This window comes from Pseudomonas sp. W2I6 (assembly GCF_030815935.1).
Lineage (GTDB): Bacteria > Pseudomonadota > Gammaproteobacteria > Pseudomonadales > Pseudomonadaceae > Aquipseudomonas.
Map to the genome: position 1 here is coordinate 1,209,189 of NZ_JAUSXJ010000001.1, position 26,335 is coordinate 1,235,523.

Annotated in this window: 20 protein-coding genes and 3 pseudogenes; 9 read left to right on the forward strand and 14 right to left on the reverse strand. The window is 60.3% G+C overall.

Annotated elements, in window-relative coordinates; genetic code table 11:
• The first annotated feature begins 53 nt into the window (after positions 1 to 53).
• Positions 54 to 809 carry a spermidine synthase gene (locus QF039_RS05725; RefSeq protein WP_087693646.1) on the forward strand — a complete coding sequence of 252 codons (756 nt, stop codon included), beginning with the start codon at positions 54 to 56 and terminating at the stop codon, positions 807 to 809.
• An 837-nt stretch (positions 810 to 1,646) separates the two neighbouring features.
• Here the strand turns inward: QF039_RS05725 and QF039_RS05730 are convergent.
• The gene (locus QF039_RS05730; protein WP_134326003.1) at positions 1,647 to 2,438 is read right to left on the reverse strand and encodes a crotonase/enoyl-CoA hydratase family protein; all 792 of its coding nucleotides are present in this window, start codon (positions 2,436 to 2,438) and stop codon (positions 1,647 to 1,649) included.
• Positions 2,439 to 2,861: 423 nt separating this feature from the next.
• On the opposite strand from QF039_RS05730, the gene QF039_RS05735 reads away from it, so the two are divergent.
• The gene (locus tag QF039_RS05735) at positions 2,862 to 4,535 is read left to right on the forward strand and encodes a DEAD/DEAH box helicase (protein WP_003209050.1); all 1,674 of its coding nucleotides are present in this window, start codon (positions 2,862 to 2,864) and stop codon (positions 4,533 to 4,535) included.
• Positions 4,536 to 4,604: 69 nt separating this feature from the next.
• On the opposite strand, the pseudogene QF039_RS05740 reads toward QF039_RS05735, so the two are convergent.
• Positions 4,605 to 5,373, reverse strand: a pseudogene (locus tag QF039_RS05740) (class III extradiol ring-cleavage dioxygenase).
• 102 nt (positions 5,374 to 5,475) lie between these two features.
• On the opposite strand from QF039_RS05740, the gene QF039_RS05745 reads away from it, so the two are divergent.
• Positions 5,476 to 6,132: a thiopurine S-methyltransferase gene (locus QF039_RS05745; RefSeq protein ID WP_307517139.1), complete on the forward strand. Its 657-nt coding sequence runs from the start codon at positions 5,476 to 5,478 to the stop codon at positions 6,130 to 6,132.
• Positions 6,133 to 6,183: 51 nt separating this feature from the next.
• Here the strand turns inward: QF039_RS05745 and htpX are convergent, their stop codons facing one another.
• Positions 6,184 to 7,071 carry a protease HtpX gene (gene htpX / locus QF039_RS05750; RefSeq protein ID WP_003209055.1) on the reverse strand — a complete coding sequence of 296 codons (888 nt, stop codon included), beginning with the start codon at positions 7,069 to 7,071 and terminating at the stop codon, positions 6,184 to 6,186.
• A 314-nt stretch (positions 7,072 to 7,385) separates the two neighbouring features.
• On the reverse strand, positions 7,386 to 8,597 hold the full coding sequence (locus tag QF039_RS05755) for a pyridoxal phosphate-dependent aminotransferase (RefSeq protein WP_003209058.1): 1,212 nt from the start codon (positions 8,595 to 8,597) through the stop codon (positions 7,386 to 7,388).
• A 202-nt stretch (positions 8,598 to 8,799) separates the two neighbouring features.
• On the opposite strand from QF039_RS05755, the gene msrB reads away from it, so the two are divergent.
• From msrB to QF039_RS05770, 3 genes are all read left to right on the forward strand, one after another.
• Positions 8,800 to 9,192 (forward strand): peptide-methionine (R)-S-oxide reductase MsrB, encoded by a 393-nt coding sequence (msrB, locus tag QF039_RS05760; protein WP_134326005.1) that lies wholly within the window; start codon positions 8,800 to 8,802, stop codon positions 9,190 to 9,192.
• Positions 9,193 to 9,323: 131 nt separating this feature from the next.
• Entirely contained in the window at positions 9,324 to 9,809 is a 486-nt protein-coding gene (locus tag QF039_RS05765) for a glutathione peroxidase (RefSeq protein ID WP_003209061.1), read from the forward strand.
• Positions 9,806 to 10,258: a MarR family winged helix-turn-helix transcriptional regulator gene (locus QF039_RS05770; protein ID WP_134326006.1), complete on the forward strand. Its 453-nt coding sequence runs from the start codon at positions 9,806 to 9,808 to the stop codon at positions 10,256 to 10,258. Before QF039_RS05765 ends, QF039_RS05770 begins: the two co-directional genes overlap by 4 nt.
• On the opposite strand, the gene QF039_RS05775 is transcribed toward QF039_RS05770, so the two are convergent.
• Positions 10,242 to 12,551: a response regulator gene (locus QF039_RS05775; protein ID WP_307517140.1), complete on the reverse strand. Its 2,310-nt coding sequence runs from the start codon at positions 12,549 to 12,551 to the stop codon at positions 10,242 to 10,244. The genes QF039_RS05770 and QF039_RS05775 overlap by 17 nt on opposite strands.
• Positions 12,552 to 12,718: 167 nt before the next feature.
• Here QF039_RS05775 and QF039_RS05780 point away from each other — a divergent pair, with 167 nt between their 5' ends.
• Both QF039_RS05780 and QF039_RS05785 read left to right on the forward strand, forming a co-directional pair.
• On the forward strand, positions 12,719 to 13,609 hold the full coding sequence (locus tag QF039_RS05780; protein WP_003209065.1) for an ATP-binding protein: 891 nt from the start codon (positions 12,719 to 12,721) through the stop codon (positions 13,607 to 13,609).
• The gene (locus tag QF039_RS05785; protein ID WP_003209067.1) at positions 13,606 to 14,088 is read left to right on the forward strand and encodes a GAF domain-containing protein; all 483 of its coding nucleotides are present in this window, start codon (positions 13,606 to 13,608) and stop codon (positions 14,086 to 14,088) included. Before QF039_RS05780 ends, QF039_RS05785 begins: the two co-directional genes overlap by 4 nt.
• 44 nt (positions 14,089 to 14,132) lie before the next feature.
• Here the strand turns inward: QF039_RS05785 and QF039_RS05790 are convergent, their stop codons facing one another.
• The 8 genes and pseudogenes from QF039_RS05790 to QF039_RS05825 all read right to left on the reverse strand — a co-directional run bounded on the left by QF039_RS05790 (position 14,133) and on the right by QF039_RS05825 (position 22,985).
• Entirely contained in the window at positions 14,133 to 17,765 is a 3,633-nt protein-coding gene (locus tag QF039_RS05790; RefSeq protein ID WP_307517141.1) for a transporter substrate-binding domain-containing protein, read from the reverse strand.
• An 8-nt stretch (positions 17,766 to 17,773) separates the two neighbouring features.
• Positions 17,774 to 18,400 carry a response regulator transcription factor gene (locus QF039_RS05795; protein ID WP_003209072.1) on the reverse strand — a complete coding sequence of 209 codons (627 nt, stop codon included), beginning with the start codon at positions 18,398 to 18,400 and terminating at the stop codon, positions 17,774 to 17,776.
• Positions 18,401 to 18,649: 249 nt separating this feature from the next.
• Positions 18,650 to 19,057 (reverse strand): response regulator, encoded by a 408-nt coding sequence (locus QF039_RS05800; protein ID WP_087694775.1) that lies wholly within the window; start codon positions 19,055 to 19,057, stop codon positions 18,650 to 18,652.
• Positions 19,058 to 19,282: 225 nt separating this feature from the next.
• On the reverse strand, positions 19,283 to 20,614 hold the full coding sequence (locus QF039_RS05805) for a deoxyguanosinetriphosphate triphosphohydrolase (RefSeq protein WP_003209075.1): 1,332 nt from the start codon (positions 20,612 to 20,614) through the stop codon (positions 19,283 to 19,285).
• A 72-nt stretch (positions 20,615 to 20,686) separates the two neighbouring features.
• A pseudogene (locus tag QF039_RS05810) lies at positions 20,687 to 21,851 on the reverse strand (EAL domain-containing protein).
• 92 nt (positions 21,852 to 21,943) lie between these two features.
• Positions 21,944 to 22,285, reverse strand: a complete 342-nt coding sequence (locus QF039_RS05815) for a hypothetical protein (protein WP_008432159.1) — start codon at positions 22,283 to 22,285, stop codon at positions 21,944 to 21,946.
• Positions 22,282 to 22,668, reverse strand: a complete 387-nt coding sequence (locus QF039_RS05820; protein ID WP_003209078.1) for a phage holin family protein — start codon at positions 22,666 to 22,668, stop codon at positions 22,282 to 22,284. The genes QF039_RS05815 and QF039_RS05820 overlap by 4 nt, the downstream gene beginning before the upstream one ends.
• A 2-nt stretch (positions 22,669 to 22,670) precedes the next feature.
• Entirely contained in the window at positions 22,671 to 22,985 is a 315-nt protein-coding gene (locus tag QF039_RS05825; RefSeq protein ID WP_003209080.1) for a YqjD family protein, read from the reverse strand.
• Between the two features lie 348 nt (positions 22,986 to 23,333).
• On the opposite strand from QF039_RS05825, the pseudogene QF039_RS05830 reads away from it, so the two are divergent.
• A pseudogene (locus QF039_RS05830) lies at positions 23,334 to 24,541 on the forward strand (ammonium transporter).
• Here the strand turns inward: QF039_RS05830 and QF039_RS05835 are convergent.
• Positions 24,528 to 26,249, reverse strand: coding sequence for a monovalent cation:proton antiporter-2 (CPA2) family protein (locus QF039_RS05835; RefSeq protein ID WP_307517142.1), 1,722 nt, complete (start codon positions 26,247 to 26,249; stop codon positions 24,528 to 24,530). The pseudogene QF039_RS05830 and the gene QF039_RS05835 overlap by 14 nt on opposite strands.
• Between the last annotated feature and the right edge of the window lie 86 nt (positions 26,250 to 26,335).

A 26,335-nucleotide genomic window follows, 5' to 3' on the forward strand; every position in this document is an offset into this window, starting at 1 on the left:
GCCGGTTCGCCCACAATCCCGGCTTTCCCGTTGGCACGCCGTTAGGAGTTGCAATGTCTGAGGAGCGCGTCGAGCGCCTGCTGGCCGAGGTCCATGATGACTTCGGCATGATCCGCGTGCTGGAAGTGGCCGACTACCGCTTTCTCGAGTTTGGCGATGCCATCGAGCAGAGTTGTGTGTTTACTGCTGACCCGAGCTGGTTGGAGTATGACTACACCCGCGCGATGCTGATTGGGGCGTTGTGCCATGAGCAGCCGGAGAGTGCGTTGTTCCTGGGCTTGGGCGCTGGGACGTTGACCCAGGCTTGCCTGAAGTTTCTGCCTTTGGATGATGTGGAAGCCATCGAACTGCGGCCTGATGTGCCGCGTCTGGCCATTGAGTACTTGGGGCTGGATGATGATCCTCGGCTGTATATCCGCGTTGGGGATGCGTTGGAATTGCTGCCTTCGGCTGAGTCGGCGGACCTGATTTTTGTCGACCTGTATACGGATGTTGGCCCTGGGGTTGGGCACCTGGCCTGGACGTTTCTGGAGAATTGCCAGAAGAAGCTGAACCCGGGGGGGTGGTTGGTGATTAATCAGTGGGCTACGGATGATGGGAAGCCTTTGGGGGCGGCGTTGTTGCGTGGGTTGTATCACCGGCATTATTGGGAGTTGCCGGTGAAGGAGGGGAATGTGATTTTGCTGGTGCCGGCGGATCTGGATCAGGTGCTCGATGTGGCGGCGTTGTCTGCGCGGGCTGAGGCGTTGGCGCCGCGGTTGGGGTATTCGTTGCAGTCGCTGATCAAGGCGATTCGGCCGGCTACGTAGGGTTTTGATTGTGTACATATCCGTTGCTGCGGTAACGGCCGCTTATGGTTCCGCTCTTACAGCGGGTCACTTTTGGCAAACGCCCCAAAAGTAACCAAAAGGTCTTTGCCCCACCACTCGGTGCCTCGCCTAGGCTCGGCATGCCCGCACTCCGGCCCGGTTCCGCGGGCCGCCGCGACGGGCCATCCATGGCCCGGCGCGGCTAAACCGGCATCCTTGCCGGTTTACCCGCTCCACCGTGCCTGCTTGCGGCCATCGTGGTTGACGGGGCCCGCAGATCAAAATCAAAAGCAAGAGCACGGCGGCCTGAAAGCCGACCTGAGTGTTAAAAGCAAAAGCAAAGACCAGAGCGAAAACAGAGCTGCTTTTCTGTGGGAGCTGGCTTGCCTGCGATGCAGACAACTCGGTTTTTCAGATACACCTAGTTGATGCCATCGCAGGCAAGCCAGCTCCCACATTTGACCGTGCCCGCTTTAGATTTTGATTTTGCTCTTCAACACTCAAGCCGGCCGGTAGGCCGCTGTGCTCTGGCTTTTGATCTTGATTTTGATCTTAGGCGCCCCGTTAAACCACGCTGGCCGAACGCAGGCTTTGGAGCGTGGGTAACCCGGCAGGACGCCGGGTTAGCCGTCCTGGGCCAAGGATGGCCCATGACGGCGGCCCACGGTCCAAAGCCGGAGTGAGGGCACACCGAGCCTAAGCGAGGTGCCGAGTGGTGGGGCAAGAGCGTTTTGCTTACTTTTGCGCTTTTCAAAAGTGAGCCGCTGTAAGAGCGGAACCAATAGTGGCCGTTACCTAAATAACGGATATGTACCCCGCCCCAAGCCCCCTCCACAATCAACAACCTTTAAAAACCCCAGGCCGCTTCTCGACCATCGCCCGTACACCTTCCTTGGCATCCTCACTATTCAGCAGTTTCTCCACCAAAACGGGCAACCCGGCCGCCGCCGCGGTCTCCCCCTCGATCCGTGCCTGGCGCGCCGACATCAGCGTGGCCTGCACCCCCAGCGGCGCCTGCTGGGCAATGCGGTTTGCCAGCGCCACCGCCCGGGGCAACAAATCCTCGCTGGCCATCACCTCCTGCACCAACCCCAACCGCAGCGCTTCATGGGCATCAAACTCATCCCCCGTGAGCAACCAACGCATGGCATTCCCCCACCCCGCGATCTGATGAAAGCGCAACGTCGCGCCCCCAAAAGGAAAAATCCCGCGCTGCACTTCCATCTGCGCAAACCGGGTATTGCTGGCACACAGATTGATATCCGCCGCCAACATCAACTCGATACCAATGGTCAGGCAGTACCCCTGAGCCGCAACAATCACCGGCTTACTGACCCGGGGCCCCGCGAAAACGCCCCACGGATCACAACCACCCAACGGCGGTTGCCAGCCTTGTGCCATCGTGGGCCCCACATTGGCCAGGTCCAATCCGGCAGTAAAGTGATCGCCATGCCCGAAGACAATGGCCACCCGCGCTTGCTCATTGCGATCAAATTCGCCATACGCCAGGCTCAAATCATTGAGCAATTCCAGGTCGAACGCATTGCGCTTGGCCACGCGATCCAGGCCCAGCAACAGGATATGACCCTGCTGTTCACGGCTGACGCGGCTGTTGGTGGCTTGGTTCATGGGGTGTGCCCTCGGGCGCAAAGGGAGGTTTCGGACCGAAGGGCCCGCTGTTAAGGGTGAACCGTTTAAGCGTCATGACCAACAGGGCCGGGCCTTTGAAAAATAGACCCTGCTGCCTGGATGCGCAAAGCCTTTGATGCAGAGGCGTTTACCTGCGGTTTACGATAAAAAAAGCTCCCTTTTTCAGCGATTTCCGGTATAGTGCGCGCCGGCCTTTAACCGGGCCGCGTTTAGGTAGCGCAATTCCCCGAAGTCAGCTTCGGCTGCACGTCCGCACAGCGGACTCTTCCTTGACGAATCTTTTTCATTCATTCGTTTTCGCAAATCCCCGCCGACAAAGCAGCCAGGGCGACTCTTGAGTCTCAACACGGCATGCGCAGCTTTGGAGCATGGGTCTTTGCGGATGCACTTAGAGGCAGACCCATGACCCAGGAAACCGGCGGCTTCGCCGCTTTTAATCTTAACCCGAACATTCTTGCTGCCGTCATCGCGACTGGCTACGAAGAACCTTCGGCTATTCAGCAGCAATCGATCCCGATCATCATGGCCGGCCAAGACATGATTGGCCAAGCGCAAACCGGTACCGGTAAAACCGCCGCGTTCGCCCTGCCAATCCTGCACTGCATCGATCCTGCCAAGCGCGAGCCGCAAGCCCTGATCCTGGCGCCAACCCGTGAGTTGGCGCTGCAAGTAGCAACCGCTTTCGAAACCTACGCCAAGCAAATGCCGGGCGTTACCGTTGTGGCCGTTTACGGCGGCGCGCCTATGGGCCCACAACTGAAAGCAATCCGTAACGGCGCACAGATCGTTGTCGCCACTCCGGGCCGTCTGTGCGACCACCTGCGTCGCGACGAAAAAGTGCTGTCGACCGTGAACCACCTGGTTCTGGACGAAGCTGACGAAATGCTCAAGCTGGGCTTCATGGACGACCTGGAAGTCATCTTCAAGGCACTGCCAGCAACCCGTCAGACCGTACTGTTCTCGGCTACCCTGCCACAGTCGATCCGTGCCATTGCCGAACGCCATCTGCGCGATCCGCAACACGTGAAGATCCAGACCAAGACTCAGACCGTTACCGCGATCGAACAGGCTCACCTGTTGGTTCACGCTGACCAGAAGACCTCGGCTGTATTGAGCCTGCTGGAAGTCGAAGACTTCGACGCCCTGATCATGTTCGTGCGCACCAAGCAAGCGACCCTGGACCTGGCCAGCGCCCTGGAAGCCAAAGGCTACAAAGCCGCTGCGCTGAACGGTGACATTGCCCAGAACCAGCGTGAGCGCGTGATCGACTCCCTCAAGGATGGCCGTCTGGACATCGTTGTGGCGACCGACGTTGCTGCCCGTGGCCTCGACGTTCCACGTATCACTCACGTGTTCAACGTTGACATGCCTTACGATCCAGAGTCCTACGTTCACCGTATCGGCCGTACCGGCCGTGCCGGTCGCGAAGGTCGTGCATTGTTGCTGGTGACTCCACGTGAGCGCCGCATGCTGCAAGTGATCGAGCGTGTAACCGGTCAGAAAGTTGCCGAAGTCCGCCTGCCGGATGCCCAGGCCGTTCTCGATGCGCGCATCAAGAAACTGACCAACAGCCTGTCGCCACTGGTGGCTGATGCTGAATCGACCCACGGCGACCTGCTGGACCGCCTGACTGCCGATATCGGTTGCACCCCGCGTGCCCTGGCTGCAGCCCTGCTGCGCAAGGCTACCAACGGTCAGGCCCTGACCCTGGCTGCCATCGAGAAAGAACGTCCACTGGTGCCGAACAACGCTCCGCGCGGTGATCGTCCAGAGCGTACTGGCGACCGTCCGGACCGTGGTGATCGTGAGCGTCGTGCTCCGGTTCCATTGGCTGAAGGCCGTGCTCGCTGCCGTACCGCGCTGGGCGCGCGTGATGGCATCGCTGCCAAGAACCTGCTGGGCGCTATCCTCAACGAGGGTGGCCTGGCACGTGAAGCAATCGGTCGCATCCAGGTGCGTGACAGCTTCTCCTTGGTAGAGCTGCCGGAAGATGGTCTGGAGAAACTCCTGACCAAGCTGAAGGACACCCGCGTTGCCGGTAAGCAGTTGAAGCTGCGTCGCTACCGCGAAGATTGATCCGCCCCCGGGCTGATTGATCGAACATAAAAAATCCCCGACTGGTTCGGGGATTTTTTTTGCCTGCAATCAGGCGAAACGGTAGATGTCCATGCCCAGCGCACCCATGGTAAAGCCTTGGTGGGCTGCGCTGAATTCACCGCCGGCGCCCCGGGCGAAATACAGCGGCAGCAAATGCTCGTCGCTGGGGTGGCTGCGCACGGCATGAGGTGCCTGGCGACGATAGTCGTGCAGCGCGGCTTCATCGTTGGTTGCCAGTTTGCTGACCATCCAATCGCGAAAATCCCGCGCCCAGGGCTCGATGCTCTCCGGCCCGGCATGCCAGTCCAGTTCGCCGAGATTGTGGGTAATGCTGCCGGAGCCGATCAGCAGCACGCCCTGTTCCCGCAGGCTCGCCAGTGCGTGGCCGACACGGGTTTGCAGGGCAGGGCCCATGCGGCTTGGCAGCGATACCTGCACCACCGGGATATCGGCCGCCGGGTACATCAGCGACAGGGGCACCCAGGTGCCGTGGTCGAAGGGGCGCTGATCATCAATGCGCGCTTCCAGGCCGTCAGCCTTGAGGAGCTGCACGATTTGGGCGGCCAACTGCGGGTCACCTGGGGCCGGGTACTGCACCGCGAACAGTTCCCGTGGGAAGCCGCCGAAGTCGTGCCAGGTCTCTGGTGCGGCGCTGCCAGTCACGAGCAGCCCCTGGCTTTCCCAGTGCGCCGAGACCACCACAATGGCCTTGGGGCGTGGCAGCTCGGCCGCCAGGCGCTTGAGTGCCGGGCCACTGGCACCCGGGTTGCAGGGCAAGCATGGGCGAACCGTGGGAGATAAACAGGCTGGGCAGCATGAGTAGGGTCCTGAGGGTTAAGATGGGACCATCTTCAATCAGATCATTGATCTAAATCTAATATAAGTTTTAGCGCTATTTGATCAATTTTTAGGATAAATCATGGAACCTGGATTTTGGCATGAGCGTTGGGCGCGCAATCAGACGGGTTTCCACTTGCCCGAGGTGAATCCTTACCTGCTGCGCCACTGGCCCGGTCTGGGTGTGGCGAGCGGGGCGCAGGTGCTGGTGCCGTTGTGCGGCAAGAGCCTGGACCTGGTGTGGCTGGCGAGCGTCGGGCATCGGGTGATCGGGGTCGAGTTGTCGGAAAAGGCCGTTGAAGAGTTTTTCAGCGAGCAGGAGCTGATGCCGCAGGTCAGCCAGCGCGGCGCTTTCAAAGTTTTCCAGGCGGGTTCCATCGAGCTGTGGTGCGGGGATTTCTTCGCCCTGGATGCCGGTGCCGTGGTTGGTTGCACAGCGCTTTACGACCGGGCGGCGCTGATTGCCCTGCCACCGTTGATGCGCGAGCAGTATGCGGCGCACTTGAATGAGATTCTGGCGGGAGGCAGTCGTGGCCTGTTGATCACCCTCGACTATGAACAATCGCAGAAGGCCGGCCCGCCGTTCGCGGTGAGCGATGAGGAAGTGCAATTGCTCCTGGGCGGCCGGTGGAGCCTGGATGTGCTGCAGGAGCAGGACATCCTGGGGGACAGCTGGAAGTTTGTTAAGGATGGCGTCACGCGCCTGGACGAGCGGGTGTACCGGTTGGCCAGGCGCTGAAGAGCGCCCACAAAAAAGGGGCGATTGAATCGCCCCTTCTTCTTGTCGCTATCAGCCGCGACGACGCAGTGCGTCAATTCGCTCTTCCAGTGGCGGGTGGCTCATGAACAGGCGAGCCATGCCCTGCTTGATGCCACCGTTGATGCCAAAGGCGGTCAGGGTGTTCGGCATGTGCACCGGCAAGCCCTGTTCGGAGCGCAGGTGCTGCAGGGCGCTGATCATCGCGCCGGTACCGGCCAGGCGTGCGCCAGCTTCGTCTGCGCGGAATTCCCGTTTGCGCGAGAACCACATCACGATCGAGCTGGCGAGGAAGCCCAGTACCAGTTCGGCGAAGATGGTCGCCACGTAGTAGGCCATGCCCTGGCCCTGTTCGTTCTTGAAGATCACCTTGTCGACGAAGTTGCCGATGATCCGCGCGAAGAACATCACGAAGGTGTTCACCACGCCCTGGACCAGCGCCAGGGTGACCATGTCACCGTTGGCCACGTGGCCGATCTCGTGGGCCAGCACCGCCTTGATTTCGTCGGGCGAGAACCGCTCCAGCAAGCCCTGGCTGACGGCCACAAGGGCGTCGTTCTTGTTCCAGCCGGTAGCAAAGGCGTTCGCTTCATAGGCCGGGAAGATCCCGACTTCAGGCATCTTGATCCCGGCTTCGCGGGACAGTTGCTCGACGGTCTGCAGCAGCCATTGCTCATGACGGGTGCGTGGCTGGGTAATGATCTGGGTGCTGGTGCTCATCTTCGCCATCCACTTGGAGATGAACAGCGAGAAAATCGACCCGGCAAAACCAAAGACCGCACAGAAGATCAGCAGCTGATTGAGGTTCAGATCAACCCCGTTGGCCGCCATGATCCCATTGAAGCCGAAAAGGCTCAGCGTGATGCTGGCAATCAGCACGACCGCCAGGTTAGTGGCCAAGAACAGCAGAATGCGCATCATGGTTGTAGAATTCTCCTCATGCTTAATATGTCGCGTACTGCGGGGTATATAAGGTGCGGCATGGGGCTATTCAACCGGGGGACTATTTCAAACTGTGTCCTACAGCCTGAATGTAGAGCCTTGAAGGGAATTTCCGAGGCCTGGTGTGGCTCGGCAGCCTCGCCCCATTACCTTGCAGCCCTGTAATTATAGGGTGATGCCCGAGCAAGGGTGGAGCCGGCAGGCGTAAAAGGCGATACCGCCCGCGCAGGGCAGAGAAGTGTTGCCAGATAATCGCTGTACGACCACGGGTGGGCCGTACAGCGCAATGCCCATTACTGGCGATAGGACTTCAGGAAGTTGCCGATGCGACCGATGGCCATCTCCAGGTCATCCACCCGCGGCAGGGTGACCACCCGGAAGTGATCCGGCCACGGCCAGTTGAACGCCGTACCCTGGACCACCAGCAGCTTTTCCGACAGCAGCAGGTCGAGCACGAACTTCTCGTCGTTGAGGATCGGGCACACTTTCGGGTCGATCCGCGGGAACGCATACAGCGCCCCCATCGGCTTGACGCAACTGACGCCGGGAATCGCGTTCAGCAGTTCCCAGGTGCGGTTGCGCTGCTCCAGCAGGCGGCCTTGTGGCAGCACCAGGTCGTTGATGCTCTGGTAGCCGCCCAGTGCGGTCTGGATGGCGTGCTGGCTCGGCACGTTGGCACACAGGCGCATGTTGGCCAGCATGTCGATGCCCTCGATGTAGCTCTGGGCATTGTGCTTGGGGCCGGAAATGGCGATCCAGCCGGAACGGAAGCCCGCCACCCGGTAGGATTTAGACAGCCCGTTGAAGGTCAGGCACAACAGGTCCGGCGCCAGGGAGGCGGTGCAGATGTGCACGGCGTCGTCGTAGAGGATCTTGTCGTAGATCTCATCGGAAAACACCACCAGGTTGTGCTGGCGCGCGAGTTCGAGCATGCCCAGCAACACTTCCCTGGAGTAGACGGCGCCGGTGGGGTTGTTCGGGTTGATGATCACCAGGGCCTTGGTGTTCGGGGTGATCTTGGCCTTGATGTCGGCCAGGTCCGGGAACCAGTCGGCGCCTTCGTCACACAGGTAATGCACCGGATGGCCACCGGCCAGGGTTACGGCGGCGGTCCACAGCGGGTAGTCGGGAGCCGGAACGAGTACTTCGTCGCCGTTGTTGAGCAGGGCCTGCATGGACATGACGATCAGCTCGGACACGCCGTTGCCCAGGTAGATGTCTTCGATGCCGACACCTTCAACCTGCTTCTGCTGGTAGTACTGCATGACGGCCTTGCGCGCGCTGAACAGGCCTTTGGAGTCGCTGTAGCCCTGGGCGGTAGGCAGGTTGCGGATCACGTCCTGGAGGATTTCGTCCGGCGCTTCGAAACCAAAGGGTGCCGGGTTGCCAATGTTCAGCTTGAGGATGCGATGGCCTTCCTCTTCCAGGCGTTTGGCGTGCTTGAGCACCGGGCCGCGAATGTCGTAGCAGACGTTGGCGAGCTTGTTCGATTTGCTGACCTGCATGGCGATGTGATCCTGAAAATGAACGATCCAGACGGTGTGAAGACTACCGTGCTGAGAATCCTGCGTTGGCCTGACCCATAAATACGTTTGAATGCCGGTAACGCGGGTGCCAGACTGGCGCTTTGAAGAGGCGCAATCATACGTGCCGCCTGATCCATGGAAAAGACACAGATCAGGCTTTTTCAGTTGCCGAGGTGTACCGATGGAAAAGTTGCAGAAAACCGTTGAAGAATGGAAAGCCATGCTCGACCCGGAGCAGTACAACGTGTGCCGCCTCAAAGGCACCGAGCGACCGTTCAGCGGCAAGTACAACGGCACCAAGACCGACGGCGTCTACCACTGCATCTGCTGCAATGAGCCGCTGTTCGATTCCAGGGCCAAGTTTGACTCCGGCTGCGGCTGGCCCAGCTTCTACGAGCCGATCGCCAAGCAGGCCATGGTCGAGATCCGGGACGTCAGCCACGGCATGATCCGCACCGAAGTCACCTGCGCCAAGTGCGATGCGCACCTGGGCCACGTGTTCCCGGACGGACCGCCACCGACCGGTTTGCGTTACTGCATCAACTCGGTGTGCCTGGACCTGGTACCGCGCTGAGCCGTCAGGCTCCTGCGGGCTTCGTGCCCGCAGGAGCCGTTATATCAAGGCATAAGTCCCGCCAATTAAATTGCACACAATTGAATTGCCTACTATCGTTCAGTCCTTCTTATCTTTGTAGAGGCACTGCCATGAGCGACAACCTGCTGAGCATCCCTTGCACCACCATCAAGGGTGAGCAAAAGACCTTGGCCGATTTCGCCGGCAAGGCGATTCTGGTGGTCAACACTGCCAGCAAGTGCGGCTTCACCCCGCAATACAAGGGGCTTGAAGAACTCTGGCAGCATTACAAGGACCAGGGCCTGGTGGTATTGGGCTTTCCCTGCAACCAGTTCGGCAAGCAGGAGCCGGGCAACGAAGGCGCCATTTCGGAGTTTTGCGAGCTGAACTTTGGTGTCAGTTTCCCGCTGTTCAAGAAGATTGACGTCAACGGCAGCGATGCCCACCCATTGTTCGTACAGCTTAAAAAGCAGGCCCCGGGATTGCTGGGCTCCAAGGGCATCAAGTGGAACTTCACCAAGTTCCTGATCGGTCGCGACGGCCAGGTGGTCAAGCGCTTCGCCCCGACCACCAAGCCCCAGGACCTGACCCAAGAGATCGAAGCCCTGCTCAAATGACCGACCTGTCCCTGGCCCTCGACGACCAACTGTGCTTCAAGCTCTACGCCGCCTCCCGCGCAGTCACCCGGGCCTACAAGCCGATGCTCGATCAGTTGGGCCTGACCTATCCGCAATACCTGGTGATGCTGGTGCTGTGGGAATGGCAGGCTGCTGTGGTGTCGCAGCCTACGGTCAAGGCCCTGGGCGAGCGCCTGCTGCTGGATTCCGGCACGCTGACGCCACTGCTCAAGCGCCTGGAGCAGCTTACCCTGGTGCGGCGTCAGCGCAGTGCGCTGGATGAGCGTGAAGTGCACCTGAGCCTGACCGATGAAGGCCGGCACCTGCGCGACCGGGTGCAGCCGCTGAAGGCCCGCCTGTTGTGTGACAGCGGCGTTGATCTGAACCAGGCCGATGCCTTGCGTGACGGCCTGGATCAGCTGTTGCGCCAGATCAAAGACTTGTCGTAGTCGGCACCCACAGATCGAGCAAGGCCTTGAGTTCTTCCCGGCGAAACGGCTTGGCCAGGTAATCGTTCATGCCCGCAGCCCGGCAGCGCTCGCGTTCCTCGGACATGGCATTGGCCGTCAAGGCGACGATCGGCAAGTCCGGCCAGCGCCCGCTGCGGCGGATCTGCCGACTGGCCTCATAGCCATCCATCACCGGCATATTGCAGTCCATCAACACCATGTCGAAGCCTTGCTCTTCCAGCAGCTTGAGGGCTTCACCACCGTGGGCGGCGACGATCACCTCGCACCCGAGCTTGCCGAGCATGCCCTTGGCCACCAGTTGATTGACCGGGTTGTCCTCCACCAGCAGAATGCGCGCCCGGTGGGCGAGGGGGCCGGTTTCCAGCTGGATCAGGTCCAGGACCAGGTCCGGATCGGTGCGCAAGTTGCGTTGCAGGACCTGGTACAGCGCGGTGCGGCTCAGGGGGCGGGCCTGTTGCTGCAAGGGGGCCAGGGCCGCGACTTCTTCGCTGGGCATGAAGTTGCCGTAGGCGGTTACCACCAGGATCGGGGCGGTGATCATCGGGCGCAGGCGGAACAGGCATTCGGGGCAGTCGGTGATCAGCAGGTCGGGATTCTGCCCGCTCAAGTCATCGTCGATGGAATAACAGCGCGGAGCCAGGCCCCAACTCGGCAGCAGGCTGTTGAGGAGTTCTGCCAGCCCGCTGCTGGTGCTGGTGATGGCGATTACATCTCCAGCCAAAGGCGCCAGGCGCACCGCCGGCAAGTGGGTCGGCAAGGGCAGGTCGGCACAGAACTGGCTGCCAAAGCCAGCTTCCGAGCTGATGCTCAGGCGGCCTTTCATGGCTTCGCACAGGTTGTGGGTCAGCGCCAGGCCCAGGCCTGTCCCGCCGAACTGGCGGGTGATGCCCGCACCGGCTTGGGTGAACGGCTGGAAAATCTTGACCTGGGCATCCTGGGCGATCCCGATACCGGTGTCGCACACCTCGATCCTGACCCGGCCGGCCTGGGCACTGAGGCGTACATCCACCCGGCCGAAACGTGTGAACTTCAGGGCGTTGGACAGCAAATTGCTGACAATCTGCCGTACCCGCGTCGGGTCGCCCAGCACCTGGGCGGGAAACTGCGGGTCGATCAGGCACGTCAGCTCCACGCTGGGCGCGGCGTTTTGCGAGAGCAGGTTGGCGGTGTCTTCCACCAATGAACCGAGGTCGAACGGGATGCTTTCCAGTTCCAGTTGGCCGGCGTCGAACTTCGACAGGTCGAGGATATCGTTGAGTAGCTCCACCAGTACTTTGCCGGAGTCATGGGCGATCGACAGTTGCTGGCGTTGCTCGGCGTTCAGCGGGCTGTCGAGGGAGAGGGCGATCATCCCCAGCAGGCCGTTCAGCGGTGTACGGATTTCATGGCTCATGTTGGCCAGGAACGCCGCCCGTGCCTGGGCCATGCCCAGGGCCGTCATCTTCGCCGCTTCCAGCTCGTCGTTCGAGAGCGTCAGCCGATGATTGATCGCCTTGAGCTCGGTGGTGCGGGCGGAGACGATGTCTTCCAGTTGGCCGAGGTATTCGGTCAGGCGATTTTCAGCATGCCGGCGTTGCTGGATTTCAGTCTCCATGTTTTCAAACTGTTGGTTGGCGACGTTGACCAGTACGCCGATCTCGTCGTGCTCGTGCCCCGGCGGGCAGTCCAGGCGCTCGTGCTTGCGTGAGCTCAGCTCGCGGATAATGCGCACCAGCGGCTTGGTCAGCATCACGTAGAAAAGCGCCAACAGAATGCCGGTGAGGATCAGGCTGCGGGCGAAGCCGTTGAGCAGGGTGATCTCGGCGCGGTGCAGGAAGCGGCTGCCGAACGCGTAGGTGTCTACGTCAAGACGCAGTACACCGAGGGAATCATTGGGCATGTGGGTGAGGTACAGCCGGTCTTCGAATTGGCGGTTGGCGCCAAACAGGAAGTCGCTGATGGGCCGGTAGGTGCTTTCCTTGCGCGGACGATGGACATCGGCCAGGACCAAACCGTTGTTGTCGACCAGTTGTGCATGGGTGATGGCGGGGGAGTGCAGCAGGCCCAGCGTCAGTTCCTGGGCCAGCTCGGCGTCGATGTTGTAGGCGATGCGCGAAGCCGGGTTATGGCTGATTTCAATCAGCGCACGTATTTCCCGGTTGATGGAAGCGTCTTCGCTGGCATAATCAATCCCAATCTGTATCAGGCTGAGCAAGGTTCCCAAGACGAATCCGACCAGCACTGTCAGTCTGGCTTGTTTATAAGACAAGCGGTGGGCGAACTTGATATCCATCGGGTGCTGTACCACTTTACGTTTCCTTTCGCCCGGCAAGCATAGCTGAACATCCACAGGCTCAAACTTGCCCGGCACGAATCGATTTTATTCGGTGCAGCCCTGCACGGTCTGCCTCAGGGTTGCCAATACGCCATCTTTTACAAGAACTTGCCAGAGGAATAGTCGTGGATTCTCGATTGAATGCCTTTCTTGAGCGTGCCGACGCGGTACTGGCTCGCCTGGAGCCCTTGTTGCCTGCCCCGCGCGAAGCCGTTGACTGGAACCATTGCCTGGCTGCCCGTTGGCAGCGCGAAGGTCGCAGCGGCTTTTTATTGCCACTGGAAGTCAGCCTGGATATGCGCCTGTCCGACCTGATCGGCGTGGATAAACAGCGCGAACAATTGGCCCGTAACACCCAACAGTTTCTCGACGGCCTGCCGGCCAACCATGCGCTGCTCTGGGGCTCGCGCGGCACCGGTAAATCGTCCATGGTGCGCGCCTTGCTGGCGCAGCACGCCAAGGCCGGGCTGCGCCTGATCGAGATCGAGCGCGATCACCTGGCGGACCTGCCGCGGGTGGTCGAGCAACTGATCAAATTGCCACAACGCTTTGTGTTGTTCTGCGATGACCTGTCTTTCGAAGCCGGCGAGAGCGATTATCGTGTGCTCAAGAGCGTACTCGACGGCTCCCTGGAGCAGGCGCCGGAAAACGTCCTGTTGTATGCCACCTCCAACCGTCGTCACCTGGTGCCCGAGAACCAGAGCGATAACGAGAACTGGAAGACCATAGACGGTGAGCTGCATCCCAACGAAGCGGTGGAGGACAAGATTGCCCTGTCTGACCGTTTCGGTTTGTGGCTGTCGTTTTACCCGTTCAATCAGGAGCACTTCCTGGATGTGGTCGAGCACTGGATCGGTGAGTTGGCGAGCAAGGCCGGTCTGCAGTGGCAACGCGATGAAGAGTTGGACATCCTCGCCGTGCGCTGGGCCACCGGGCGCGGTAATCGCAACGGCCGTTGTGCCTATCAGTTCGCCCGCTACTGGGTGGGCCTCAAGTTGTTGGAGCGTCAACCATGATTGATTTGCAACAGGCTGGAACCGGCCTCGATGGCTACGCCATGCTGCATGCGCAGCTGGAATCGCTGTTGGCGGATGAGCGGGATTTCATTGCCAATGCCGCGCAGTTTTCTGCGTTCCTGTTCAACCAGCTGGATGATTTGAACTGGGCAGGCTTCTACCTCAACCGCAATGAAGAGCTGGTGCTCGGGCCGTTCCAGGGGCAGATCGCCTGTGTGCGCATTCCGTTTGGTCGCGGTGTGTGCGGCGCGGCAGCGGCCTCGCGGCAAACCCAGCGGGTGGAAGACGTGCATGCATTCCCGGGGCATATCGCCTGTGACAGTGCGTCCAACAGCGAGTTGGTCGTCCCGTTGGTCAAGGACGGGCGCTTGATTGGTGTGCTCGACCTGGACAGTCCATCGCTGTCGCGGTTTACCCCGCAGGATCAGGCCGGCATCGAGCAGTTGGCGGCGATTTTCCTGCGGTTGACCGATTGTTGATGGGGTGAGTCTCCTGCAGGAGCGAGCAAGTTCGCTCCTGCAGACTATCGACAGTCCAGCACGTCCAGTTGCATCTGCAGCATCCTCTCCAGCTCAAGCATGGATTTCTCTATTGCCTTGATGCCCGCCTCGATAACGTGTGGTGTCTCGCGTTCGCCACACGCCTGCTCCAACGCTTCGCATTGTCCGGACAAGGTATCGGCCTGGATGATCCGGGCGGCGCCTTTGATCTTGTGGGCCTGGTCGATCAGGTCGCCGGGCGCGGCTTGCCGTGCCAGCATGGCCATCAGCTCGACCCGATCATTCCGGCTGCTGCTGAGCAACTCCTCGAGCAAACGCCGGCTCAACTGTGGGTCACCGCCCGTCATCGCGTCCAGGCTTTGCAGGGTAAACACGTTGCGGGTGGGCAGCGGATCGACCTGCGCCAGGTGCTGTTCCAGTGCAGTAAGACTGATGGGTTTGAACAGGCAGTCATTCATGCCGGCGTCAAAGCAGCGTTGTTTCTCCTCGGGCTGCGCGTTGGCGGTGAAGCCGAGTATCACGCACGGGGTTTTCTGCTCGCGCTCCTCATACTCGCGAATGGAGTGACTCAATTCGTAGCCGTTCATGATCGGCATATTGCAGTCGGCAATGACCAGGTCGAAGTGTTCCTGGCGCCAGGCCTGGAACCCCGCAGCACCATGATGGGCCGCGGTGAACTGATGCCCCAGGAAACCCAGTTGCTGGCACATCAGCAAGCGGTTGGCCGGATGGTCATCCACCACCAGCACGTTGAGTACTGGCGCCGGCGTGGCCGCGGCCGGTTCGAGCTTGTCTACGGCCTTGACCGGCGGCAGGCTGGTCATCTTCAGGCTGACGTGGACCTGGGTGCCTACCATGGGCACGCTGCTCAGGCTCAATTGCCCGCCCATCATGGCGCACAGGCTGCGACAGATCACCAGGCCCAGGCCGGCGCCGCTCCTGGCCAGGTGCCCGGAGTTGTCGGCCTGGGCGAACGGCTCGAACAGGCGTAGCTGGTCTTCGCGATTGATCCCGATGCCGGTGTCCTCCACTACCAGTTTCATCTCGATCTGTTGAGGTTGCCCGGTCGCCTTCAGCTGCACCTTGATCTTCACCTGCCCGCGTTCAGTGAACTTGATCGCATTGCTCACCAGGTTCGAGAGCACCTGCTTGAACCGCAGAGGGTCGATCAGTACGTCGGTATCCTCGACATCGGGGGTGAACTCCAGCACCAGGCTCAGGGTTTTCTGGCGCGCCAGGCCATCGAACACGCGGACCACCGACTCGATGACTTCGCGCAGGTTGACCCGCTCCGGGGCCAGGCTCAATCGACCGGACTCGATACGTGCAATGTCCAGAATGTCGCCGATCAACTCCAGCAGGTCCTTGGCCGAGTTGTAGGCGACCTCGATCGCAGGGCGATCGAGATGTCCCTGATCGGCGCGCTTGAGTGTCAATTCCAGCATGCCAATGACGGCGTTCATCGGCGTGCGGATTTCGTGGCTCATGGTGGCCAGGAACGTACTTTTCGCGCGATTGGCCTCGTCGGCGCGTTCCTTGGCGGCGCGCAACTCGTCGAACAACTGGCGCCGTTCGCTGATATCGATCCAGCCGCCAATGATGCCCTGGACCTCGCCCACGGAGTCGCGGTAGGGGAGGATCCAGTGGTAGATCGTGAGTTTTTTCCCTTGCACGTGCAGGGTGCGATCAAGGATCAACGGTTTACCCTCGGCCACTACCCGCTGGTAGTCGGCATGGTACTGCGCCGCCTCCGTCTCAAGGGCCATGCTCATCTGCGTGATGCTTTTGCCGATGACGTCTTCACGCTTGATGTCGAACGTCTGCAGGTAGCTGTCGTTGCAGGTCTGCAGATAGCCGTTGTGGTCGCGTACGTAGATCGGATGGGGCGTTTCATTGACCAGCGCCCGCATGAACTCGAACTGGTCGTTAAGGGCGCGCTCGGCCAGTTTTCGGTGCTTGATCTGGCGCTGCAGGTAGCCGTTCCAGGCCAGGGAAATCAACAGCAGCAGCCCGGTGCCGATGATGATCTGGGCAATCAGGCGATGGTAATTGCGCCAGTAGCCATCGGACGCTGCGTTGTAGCCGCGCCAGCGGCTGTTGATCGCCGCCATCTCATCCGGGGCGATACTCAGCAGTGCCTTGTCCAGGATCGAACTCAGCTCCGTGGCGTGTCGGGACGTCGCCAGGGCAAACGTCGCAGGCAACGTGCCGATGCTGGAACTGATCTGCAGTTTGTCCTGGAATGCCGGAGAAGAAAGCAGGTAGTTGGCGATCACCAAAGGGTTCACTGCGCCGTCGACTTGCCCCTGTGCCAGCAATTCCGATGCCTTGAAGGTATCCCCGGTTTCCACCAGGTTTATCTGGGCAAATGCCTGCTGCAGGAATTTTTCCAACTGATTGCCCTGGGTAATCGCCAGGCGCTTGCCGGCCAGTTCTTGAAGGCTTGTGGGCGCGCCCGGCTCTTTACGGGTCAGTAATACGTAGGAGTTTTCCAGGTAGGGGCGGCTGAAGTTCAACTGGGACTCGCGCCCGGTACTGGGGGTAATTGCGCCGATGATGTCGGCTGCGCCGGTCTGCACCAGTTGCATCATGTTGGCGACGTCACGCACGTGTTGAATCTCGAAGCGCAGGCCGGTTCGCAGGCGGATCAGCTCCAGCACGTCGGCGGTGACGCCCCGGAACTTGCCGTCGGTATCAAAGAACGTCAGGGGGGCGAGGGTTTCATTGACCACGACCTTCACCACGGGGTTGTCCTTGAGCCAGCGCTCTTCGCGCAGGCTCAGTTGCAGCTTGCGGTCGGTCAGCAGAATGTCGCTGCCCGCACTCCAGCGCTTGGCGATGCTGTCACGTTCATAGGTTGATACGCCATCGAGCACTGAGTCGATGATACTCAGGAGAATGGGTTGATCCTTGCGCAAGGCGAAGCTGAACCCGTGGGCCTCGTGCTTGCCGAAGTTGGCCATGCGGATATTTTTCAGGTAGCCCTTGTTGATCATGTAGTGAGTGGAAATGGTGTCGCCCAGGAATACGTCAGCCTGGTCGAATGCCACGGCATTCAAGGCATTTTGATAGGACGGGTAGGCGTGGATGGTCGCCTTGGGGTACAGCGCCTGCACTTCGTCCATGGGCAGGTAATGGTAGACAAGACTCAGGCGCAGACCGGCCAGGCCGTCGCCAAGGTCGCGGTTCTCACCTTCACGGGTCACCAGTACCGGCTGATCCACTGCGTAGGGCAGTGACAGGACGATGTCGGGATTCGCCGCTTCAAAACCGTTGGCAGACCCCAGAAAATCGATTTCGCCGTTTGCCAGCGCCTGGATCGCGGCTTCACGGGAGGAGTAGCGCAACACGGTGAGCGGTATCGCCAGTGTCCTGGCCAGCAGCCCGGCGTAATCGGCAGTCAGCCCTTCATAATCACGCCCGCTGGAGGTGATGTCGAAGGGCGGGTAGTCGGGTGCAGAGGTGCCCAGTATCAGTTCCCGTTTGTTCTGCAACCACTGGCGCTGTGTCTTGTTCAGGGGGGTGTCCAGTTGAACGGCACCGGCACGCCCCAGCAGGGCATATTGCTCGGGAACAGTTTGTTCGGCAGGCACGGAAGTGCTGAGGCACACCCCGATACTCAATATGATTAGATAGTCCTTTAATCGCCTGGGCATCCGATTTCTCACACTAGCGCGTTACGTTTTGCCATCTCGATAAGTTCTACCAAGGATTTGGCTTTCAGTTTTTGCATGAGCCTTTTTTTGTAAGTGCTGACGGTCTTGTTGCTGAGAAACATGCCCTTGGCGATTTCCTTGTTTGTCCGGCCTTGGGCAAAAAGTTGTAATACCATGAGTTCACGATCGTTGACGACTTTGAAAAGTTCAAGCTCTTCATTGTTATCCGTTTCGTTAGTGCTGCCGTTAAGGGCCTGGCTCGGGAAGTAGTTGTAACCTGACAAGACCGCCCTGATGGCACTGAGCAGTTCGCTCAAGTCACCTTCCTTGCACACATAGCCATCGGCACCGGAGCGCATGCACCGGGTAGCAAAGAGCTTGGGGGTCTGGGCAGTGAGTATCAACGTCTTGGTCGGCGTACTCATTGCGTTGAACCGGCACAGCACTTCCAGGCCATCGAGTTTCGGAATGCCGATATCAAGGATAATCAGGTCAGGCTGACACTCCTTGACCATTTGTATCGCATCACAACCGTTATCGGCTTCTCCCACTACTTTATAGCCTTCGTGTTCTAACAACATCCGAATGGCAAGTCGGATGACGGGGTGGTCGTCAATAATAAAAACTGAGTTCATGATCAAATTCCATACAGGCGCAAATAAAGTCGGCACATTAGCTCACATGGCAATGAAGGAGGATGAACTTGATGTGGAACAAACGTAAAACAAGAATAATCCTACATCAAAAAAAGCAAGGGATTACGCTCTGTGAGGTGTTTGTTGTTTGGGTGTAAGAGTTTTGCGTGGGTGGAATTTAAAAGTAACTGGTCGTGAGAGGGCAGCGTTATAAAGAGGCGTTTTCGGATTGCCCGGGTGTTTAACTTCCTACTTTTCTGTTGAGCGAGTAAGGCGTGATTGGCGTATGAGTTCATTCAGCTCAAGGTGGCTTAACGGCTTCGACAAATAGCCAAGTAATGCAAAGTTGCGTCGGGATGCCTGGGCCATCAGGTGTTCCAGTTCATTGACGGGCAGGCCGCTGAGCAATATCGCGGACCTTATAAAGCCTCTGCGGTTGGCAATTTCAATCAACTCCAGCCCGGGCAAGTCGGGCAAACATTGATCACAGAGCAGAATATCGAATGGCACGTCGGTTTGTGTCATCAGCCGCATTGCCTGTTCTGCATTCTCGGCCAGTGCCAGGTCGTGGTAGCCATAGTTTCGTAGCAGGCATTGGGTGGCCAGCAATTGAAAGGGGTGATCCTCCACCAACAGGATGCGAAGTTGTTCGAGCATGGTTTTTTCCATGGAATGGACAAGAGCCCTGAAGACGCTCCACCAGGGCGTGTAGTAAGAAGTTAATGGGCCCGCCAGCTATCGGGCGCAGGAGCAGGTCGAAAGACTGCGGTCAGGGCGCGCGATTATTCATCGCGGCGGGGAAGAACTTCGATCAGGCCGCTCTGTTCCGTGCGTAGGGCGATTCTTTGAAAAGTCGCCCTGGCCATCAGCCAGGGCTCCGATTTATTGCGGGCTGGAGCGGCCGGTCATCTCGCGGGCCATCTCGCTGGCGTAGCTGTCAGTCATGCCGGCGATAAAGTCAATCATGCGCAGGAAGGACGCGTGCAATGACCAGGAAGGGTCCGGGGCGCTATTGCCCAGCAGGTCGAGGATGCGTCGGTTCTTGAACGACGGTGTGCGACCGCCATGTTGTTCCAGGGCCGCGCCGCAGAAGGCATTCAAGAGGATTTCCAGGGTGGTGTAGGCGCCGATCTCATGCAGGGTCTTGCGCTTGTCCTGGAAGATCTTCTTGCGGGCCATGTCCTTGGCATCCAGCACGCAGCGCTTGGCCGGGCCGTGCATATGTTCCACCAGGTCCCCCGGCAGGGTGCCGGCCAGCAGCGCGTCCTGTTGTTCGACGAACGCCCGGGCCGCGGCGTTGGTCAGGTGTTCGATGGCCTTGCCTCGCAGGATCGCCAGCTTGCGTCGCCGGGAATCCAGCGGGCCGAGTTGCCGATAGGTTTGCGGCAAGTCGTCGCCCACCAGGTCCAGCAGCAGTGACTCGACCTCGGCGTATTCCAGCAGCTCCATTTCCAGGCCGTCTTCGAGGTCGATCAACGCGTAGCAGATATCGTCAGCCGCCTCCATCAGGTACACCAGCGGGTGCCGGGCCCAGCGTTGTTCTTCCAACTGCGGCAAGCCGAGCTTCTGGGCGATCTGCTCCAGGATCGGCAGTTCGCTCTGGTAGCAGCCGAACTTGTGTTTCTTGTAGCCCAGGGAGTCGGCGTGGCGGGCGGTCCAGGGGTATTTCAGGTAGGTGCCCAAGGTGGCGTAGGTCAGGCGGGTGCCACCATCAAACTGGTGGTATTCCAGTTGCGTGAGTACCCGGAAGCCCTGGGCATTGCCTTCGAAATTGAGGAAGTCATTGCGTTCGGCGCTGCTCATGTCATCCAGCCAGCCACGGCCTGAAGCTTGCTGGAACCAGTGCCGGATCGCGTCCTCGCCGGAATGGCCGAAGGGTGGGTTGCCGATGTCATGGGCCAGGCAGGCCGACTGCACCACCATGCCCAGGTCGCTCGGGTCGCACCAGTCGGGCAGGGCACTGCGGATGGTCTCGCCTACGCGCATGCCCAGGGATCGTCCCACGCAACTGACTTCCAGGGAGTGGGTCAGCCGGGTGTGGATGTGATCGTTGCTGGTCACCGGGTGCACTTGCGTCTTGCGGCCCAGGCGGCGAAACGCACCGGAAAAGATGATGCGGTCATGGTCTTTGTGAAACGGACTGCGCCCCAGTTCTTCCGGGCTGTGCAGGGGTTTTCCAAGGCGTTCGCGGGTAAGCAGGGTGGGCCAATCCAAGGCGGGTACTCTCCGTGCGGTGAATGACGGCTCCCAGCTTCCCGGTTCAGCCAGGCCTTCGCAAGCGAAAAACTACAGGCCGGCGGCGTCGATATCGATTAACAGCAGGCGCTGACCATTATCAAAGAATTGTCCGGCAGTCAGGCAGTACTGGTTGGTCGTGGCATCGCGATAGGTTGAGGACAGGGTCAGCCGCCGCTCCTCCCCAACCTTCGGCCAGCAAATGATAAAAATACGGACGCCATGACCAGTTGTGGCCCAGGTAGCGGCTGTCGGCTTGCCAGGCGCCCTGGTGCCATTCGAAGTTGGGTGTCAGTTGCGTGCCATGCCGGTCGCACTGGTAAAAACGCAGCAGCCAGGGAAACCCCGGCAATTGCGGCAGATGGCTCAGCGGTGCACGGGTGTGGGCCCAGGTTTGCAGGATCTGCATCAGCTCCGCCAGTTGCTGGCGCAGTTGCATGATCCGGCCACGTTCGGCGAGCTTCTGTTGGACATAGCCGGTGCGCAACTGAGCGAAGCGCGGCACGAATGCGTCGGTGTCGAACCAGTCCAGTTGGGCCTGGGCGAACAGGTAGCCCTGGACATAACGCGAACCGCATTCCAGGGCGAAATTCAGTTGGGCCTCGGTTTCCACCCCTTCGGCGATGATCCAGCAGCCGGTTTTTTCCGCCATTTGCGCCAGTGCCCGCACCACCTCACCGCTCGGGCCACCGCGTGCCGCGGCCTGGAACAGGCGCATGTCCAGCTTGAGAATGTCCGGCTGCAAGGCCAGCACCCGGTCCAGCTGCGAATAGCCGGCGCCGAAGTCATCAATGGCAATCCGCGCGCCGGCCTCGCGGTAGCGCTCGACGACTTCGGCCAGGCGCAGGATATCGCCGCCCAGTTCAGTGATCTCGAACACGATGCGGCGCGGGTCGACGTTATGCAGTTGCAATTGCTTCAGGCTCGGCAGCGCCTGGCCCGGGCGCAGGCGGGTGATCCAGCGTGGCGAGATATTCAGGCTGAGGAACCACTCCTGCGGGGCTTCATGCAGGCGGCTCAGGGCATTGTCACGGATCTGCCGGTCCAGGCGGCGCAAGGCCACCGAGGGCGTGCGCGGGTCGGCGAACAGCGGACCCACCGAGCGCAGTTGGCCATTCGCCTGGCGTAGGCGGCCCAGGGCTTCTACGCCGGCGATGCGGCCGGTGGCGGTGTCGATGAATGGCTGGAAGCAGGCGAGCGGTTGCCCGTCGATCACGGGGCCTCCTTAAAAGACCGGAAATAAAAAAGGCCCGGCCCTCAATGGAGAGGGCCGGGCCTGATCTGTTTGCAAGAATGCAGCCAGCACGCTCAACTTTTGCGCGAAGCACCTTGCATGGCCAGTTTGATCAGCGGGATCAGGCCGGCACCCAGCCGCACCAGGCGGGTCATGGTGCCGATTCCGCCACCCTTGGCGCCTTTGCCGGTGAGAAACCCCAGCAGCGTCACCACGCCCACGCCCCACAGCGGCGCGTGCTTGATGCCAAAACCGTCCTGCCAGCTCTGGCCCATGTTGCGGACCTTTTGCAGCGGCAGCATCAGTTGCTGGGACTCGTGACGGATTTCCTGGCGGTGCATTTCCATGCGCAGGCGGATCAACGCCTTGCGCATTTCTCGCCGGGAAGTGTTTTGCGGCAATTCAGTCATGCTCATGGCAGCAGGCGCTCCCGGTCGTTGGCCAGCTCTTCGAGGGTGGCGTGGAACGGCGTGGACTCATCGAACACCGCCGCCTTCAGGCGCAACCCGCAGAATGCTGCGGCCAGTATGTAGAACACACACAGGCTGATAATCCCGGTCAGGCGGTAGGTATCCCACACCAGAATCATCACCAGCGCCGACAAACCCACCAGCAACAGCAAGGCAAACACCAGCGCCAGGCCGGCGAACAGCAACAGGCTGACGGTGCGGGCTTTCTGCTCCTGCAACTCGATGCCGAACAGCTCGACATGGCTGTGCAGCAAACCCAGGACAGCCGCGCCCAGGCGCCGTGAAGTAGAACTTGGGCCCGTGGACGAGCCGGATTCGCCGATAGACATGATTAGCGCCTTGTAGCCAGCAGGCCGATCAAAAAGCCCACGCCGGCCGCAATGCCGACGGACTGCCAGGGGTTGGCCTGCACATAGTCTTCAGTGGCCGTGACCGCCGCCTGGCCGCGTTCGCGCAGGGAGTCTTCGGTCAGTTGCAGGGTTTCACGGGCCTTGAGCAGGCTTTCGTGAATCTTGCTGCGCAGCTCGTCAGCCTGGTCACCGGCGAGGATCGCCGTGTCGTCCAGCAGCTTCTCGGTATCGCTGACCAGGGTTTGAAAATCCGCCATCAGTATTTCTTGAGCAGTCTTTGCCGTTTTTCTGGCCATGGTTATCTCCGTGAGTGGCTGGTCTGTTTACTTCTGGTTTCGAGTCACCGGTGTCGGTGAAGGTTCACTGCAATTGTCTGGTACAGCTTTTGCTTTGCCTTGGTGCGCAGGCCCGGGGCCTTGCGCTGAATCCGGGCGGTTGGGGCTCAAACCCTGAAAAACCTTACCCTAAATAACTAAAACTCGCGGAAAAACCCTGTCGGATTCTGCCTTTTTCAATGATCGCTGCGCCAAAGCGGTTCACGGCCTCAAACGAGGGTCGGATCGTTGGTGCCAATTTAGTGCGCATCATGAAGGTCATGAACTGCTTTGGTGCTTTTTCCTGCATGTGCAGGCCTGCCATCCTCCATGGAAAATTTGCAAAGCGCGGTGGACACCCTCGTCCACAGCTCCAACACGCTGTTTATTCTGATTGGTGCGGTCATGGTCCTGGCCATGCACGCCGGCTTTGCCTTCCTGGAAGTCGGCACGGTGCGCCAGAAGAACCAGGTCAATGCCCTGTCGAAAATCCTCAGTGACTTCGCGATTTCAACACTGGCCTATTTCTTTATAGGCTATTGGATCTCCTACGGGGTGACCTTCATGCAACCGGCGGCGGTGATCAGCGCCGACCACGGCTACGGCCTGGTGAAGTTCTTCTTCCTGCTGACCTTCGCGGCGGCGATCCCGGCGATCATTTCCGGGGGATCGCCGAGCGTGCACGGTTTGTTCCGCAACTGTGTGCCACTGCGTTGATCGTAGCCTTCATCTACCCGTTTTTCGAAGGCATGGTGTGGAACGGCAACTACGGCCTGCAAGCCTGGTTGCTGGCCACCTTCGGCGCCAGCTTCCATGACTTTGCCGGCAGCGTCGTGGTGCACGCCATGGGCGGCTGGCTGGCGCTGGCGGCGGTGCTGTTGCTGGGGCCAAGGCAGGGGCGTTATCGGGAAGGGCGCCTGGTGGCGTTCGCGCCGTCGAGCATTCCATTCCTCGCGTTGGGCTCGTGGATCTTGATTGTCGGCTGGTTCGGCTTCAACGTCATGAGTGCGCAAACCCTGTCCGGGGTCAGCGGGCTGGTGGCGGTCAATTCGTTGATGGCGATGGTCGGTGGCACGGTAGCGGCATTGGTGATCGGCCGTAACGACCCAGGCTTCTTGCACAACGGTCCATTGGCCGGGTTGGTGGCGATCTGTGCCGGTTCCGACCTTATGCACCCGGTGGGCGCGTTGGTGACCGGCGTGGTGGCGGGCGGCTTGTTCGTCTGGTTCTTCATTGCCGCTCAGGATCGCTGGAAGATCGACGATGTGCTGGGTGTATGGCCGTTGCACGGCCTCTGCGGCGTGTGGGGCGGGATTGCCTGCGGGATCTTCGGCCAGACCGCCCTGGGCGGCCTGGGCGGCGTCAGTCTGATCAGCCAGTTGATCGGCACCGCGCTGGGGGTAGTGGTAGCCCTGGCCGGCGGCTTCCTGGTGTATGGGGTGATCAAGCGCGTTTACGGGCTGCGCTTGAGCCAGGAAGAGGAGTATTACGGCGCGGATTTGTCGATCCACAAGATTGGCGCGGTCAGTCAGGATTGAGGGGCGCGTCCCCTTCGTTCTGGTTGCAGCCATGTAACAGCCGGTACCGGCTCTGGCGCACTTCATCGACACGGCCTTGCACCTGCTGCTCCGACAACCCCAGCAGGATCAACGCATGTGAGGCGAGCATCAGGCTCGACTCCAGCAACTCGGGCACCACTTCAGTGGCGCCGGCGGCTTTCAGTTCGGCCAACTGACTGTCGTCGCGGGTGCGTACCAGGATCGGCACGGTCAGGTTGATCCGCCGCGCTTCGTTGAGCACGGCCAGGGCGACGTCGCTGTTGTCCACCGCGATCACCACCAGGCGCGCACGTTCCAGGCCGACCGCGCTGAGCAGGGCGCCACGGCGGCAATCGCCGTAATGCACGGCGCTGTCTTCGGTAGACGCTTCCTGGACTCGCTCCGGGTCGTCATCAAGGGCAATGAACGCCTGTTGTTCACGGTGCAGGAAGCGCCCGATGGACTGGCCAACCCGGCCGTAGCCGCAGATCACCGCGTGGTCGCGCAGCTCGGCATTCAGGGCCGTAATCTCTTCAAGCTGTACTTGCTGGTTGGGCTTGCGGTGCAGGCGCAGGGCAATCGCGGGTGCAGCCCTGAGCAACAGCGGAGTCAATAGCATCGAGCAGAAGGTGGCAGCCAGCAGCAGGCCGCTGATGTCGGCGGGCAGCAGGCGGCTTTGCTGCATTTGCGCCATCAAGGCAAAACAGAACTCGCCGCCCTGGGCCAGCGCCAGGCCGCTGCGCCAGGCGGTTTCACCGTCGCTGCCGCGCAGTTGCACCAATAGCGCGACCACACAGCCTTTGATGAACATCAGCGTGAGGGTCAGGCCGAGAATCAACAGGCTATGACTGACGAACAGTTGCAGGTCGATCAGCATGCCGATGCTGACAAAAAACAGTCCTAGCAGGATGTCGCGAAACGGTCGGATATCGGCTTCGATCTGATGGCGGTAATGGCTTTCCCCCAGCAGCATGCCGGCGAGAAACGCACCGAGTGCCGGGGACAGGCCCAGCAAGTGGGTCAGCCAGGCGGTGAGCAGTACGATCACCAGTGCCAGCAGCACGAACAATTCGGCCGAATGGGACGCCGCCACCTCACGGAACAAACGCGGCAGCAACCAGCGGCTGGCCAGCAGCAGGCCAAGGAACAGCACCACGGTTTTGCCCAGGGTCAGTGGCAATGCCCAGTACCAGGCTTGCTCGCTGTTACCGGCGAACACTGGCACGAGGGTCAGCAGCAATACGGCCACTACATCCTGGAACAGCAATACCCCAATCGCATTCTGGCCATGGCTGCTGAAGATTTCGCCGAGGCTGGTCAGCTCCTTGCTGACGATGGCGGTGGACGACAACGCCAGCCCAGCACCGAGCAACAGCGCGGTCGTCGGCGACAGGCCGAACAGTGCCAGCAAACCGCCCAGCAGCAACCCGCAGCACAGTACCTGCAGGCTGCCCAAGCCAAACACCACCCGGCGCAGGCTGAGCATTTTGTTGAGAGAAAACTCCAGGCCCAGGGAAAACAGCAGGAACACCACACCCAGTTCGGCAAGGTCTGGCAACTCTTCGCTGTCATTGACCCAGTCGAGGGCGGTGGGGCCCACGGCCAGGCCAACACACAGATAGCCCAGCACCGGCGGCAGTTGCAGGCGACGAAACAGCGCAATCACCACCAGGGAGGAGGCCAGGATAATCAGCAGGTTGGCAAACACATGCAGCTCCATTGCAGGTATTACGGGAAAAAAGTCGCGAGAGTCGCTGAATCAGTTATACGCCATGCTGATCTGGGTCAGGCTTT

Excerpts from the sequence above, each read along its gene's own strand:
- QF039_RS05725 (WP_087693646.1), top strand. The coding sequence starts at position 54 with ATGTCTGAGGAGCGCGTCGAGCGCCTGCTGGCCGAGGTCCATGATGAC.
- QF039_RS05730 (WP_134326003.1), bottom strand. The coding sequence starts at position 2,438 with ATGAACCAAGCCACCAACAGCCGCGTCAGCCGTGAACAGCAGGGTCAT.
- QF039_RS05735 (WP_003209050.1), top strand. The coding sequence starts at position 2,862 with ATGACCCAGGAAACCGGCGGCTTCGCCGCTTTTAATCTTAACCCGAAC.
- QF039_RS05745 (WP_307517139.1), top strand. The coding sequence starts at position 5,476 with ATGGAACCTGGATTTTGGCATGAGCGTTGGGCGCGCAATCAGACGGGT.
- htpX (WP_003209055.1), bottom strand. The coding sequence starts at position 7,071 with ATGATGCGCATTCTGCTGTTCTTGGCCACTAACCTGGCGGTCGTGCTG.
- QF039_RS05755 (WP_003209058.1), bottom strand. The coding sequence starts at position 8,597 with ATGCAGGTCAGCAAATCGAACAAGCTCGCCAACGTCTGCTACGACATT.
- msrB (WP_134326005.1), top strand. The coding sequence starts at position 8,800 with ATGGAAAAGTTGCAGAAAACCGTTGAAGAATGGAAAGCCATGCTCGAC.
- QF039_RS05765 (WP_003209061.1), top strand. The coding sequence starts at position 9,324 with ATGAGCGACAACCTGCTGAGCATCCCTTGCACCACCATCAAGGGTGAG.
- QF039_RS05770 (WP_134326006.1), top strand. The coding sequence starts at position 9,806 with ATGACCGACCTGTCCCTGGCCCTCGACGACCAACTGTGCTTCAAGCTC.
- QF039_RS05775 (WP_307517140.1), bottom strand. The coding sequence starts at position 12,551 with ATGGATATCAAGTTCGCCCACCGCTTGTCTTATAAACAAGCCAGACTG.
- QF039_RS05785 (WP_003209067.1), top strand. The coding sequence starts at position 13,606 with ATGATTGATTTGCAACAGGCTGGAACCGGCCTCGATGGCTACGCCATG.
- QF039_RS05790 (WP_307517141.1), bottom strand. The coding sequence starts at position 17,765 with ATGCCCAGGCGATTAAAGGACTATCTAATCATATTGAGTATCGGGGTG.
- QF039_RS05795 (WP_003209072.1), bottom strand. The coding sequence starts at position 18,400 with ATGAACTCAGTTTTTATTATTGACGACCACCCCGTCATCCGACTTGCC.
- QF039_RS05800 (WP_087694775.1), bottom strand. The coding sequence starts at position 19,057 with ATGCTCGAACAACTTCGCATCCTGTTGGTGGAGGATCACCCCTTTCAA.
- QF039_RS05815 (WP_008432159.1), bottom strand. The coding sequence starts at position 22,285 with ATGAGCATGACTGAATTGCCGCAAAACACTTCCCGGCGAGAAATGCGC.
- QF039_RS05820 (WP_003209078.1), bottom strand. The coding sequence starts at position 22,668 with ATGTCTATCGGCGAATCCGGCTCGTCCACGGGCCCAAGTTCTACTTCA.
- QF039_RS05825 (WP_003209080.1), bottom strand. The coding sequence starts at position 22,985 with ATGGCCAGAAAAACGGCAAAGACTGCTCAAGAAATACTGATGGCGGAT.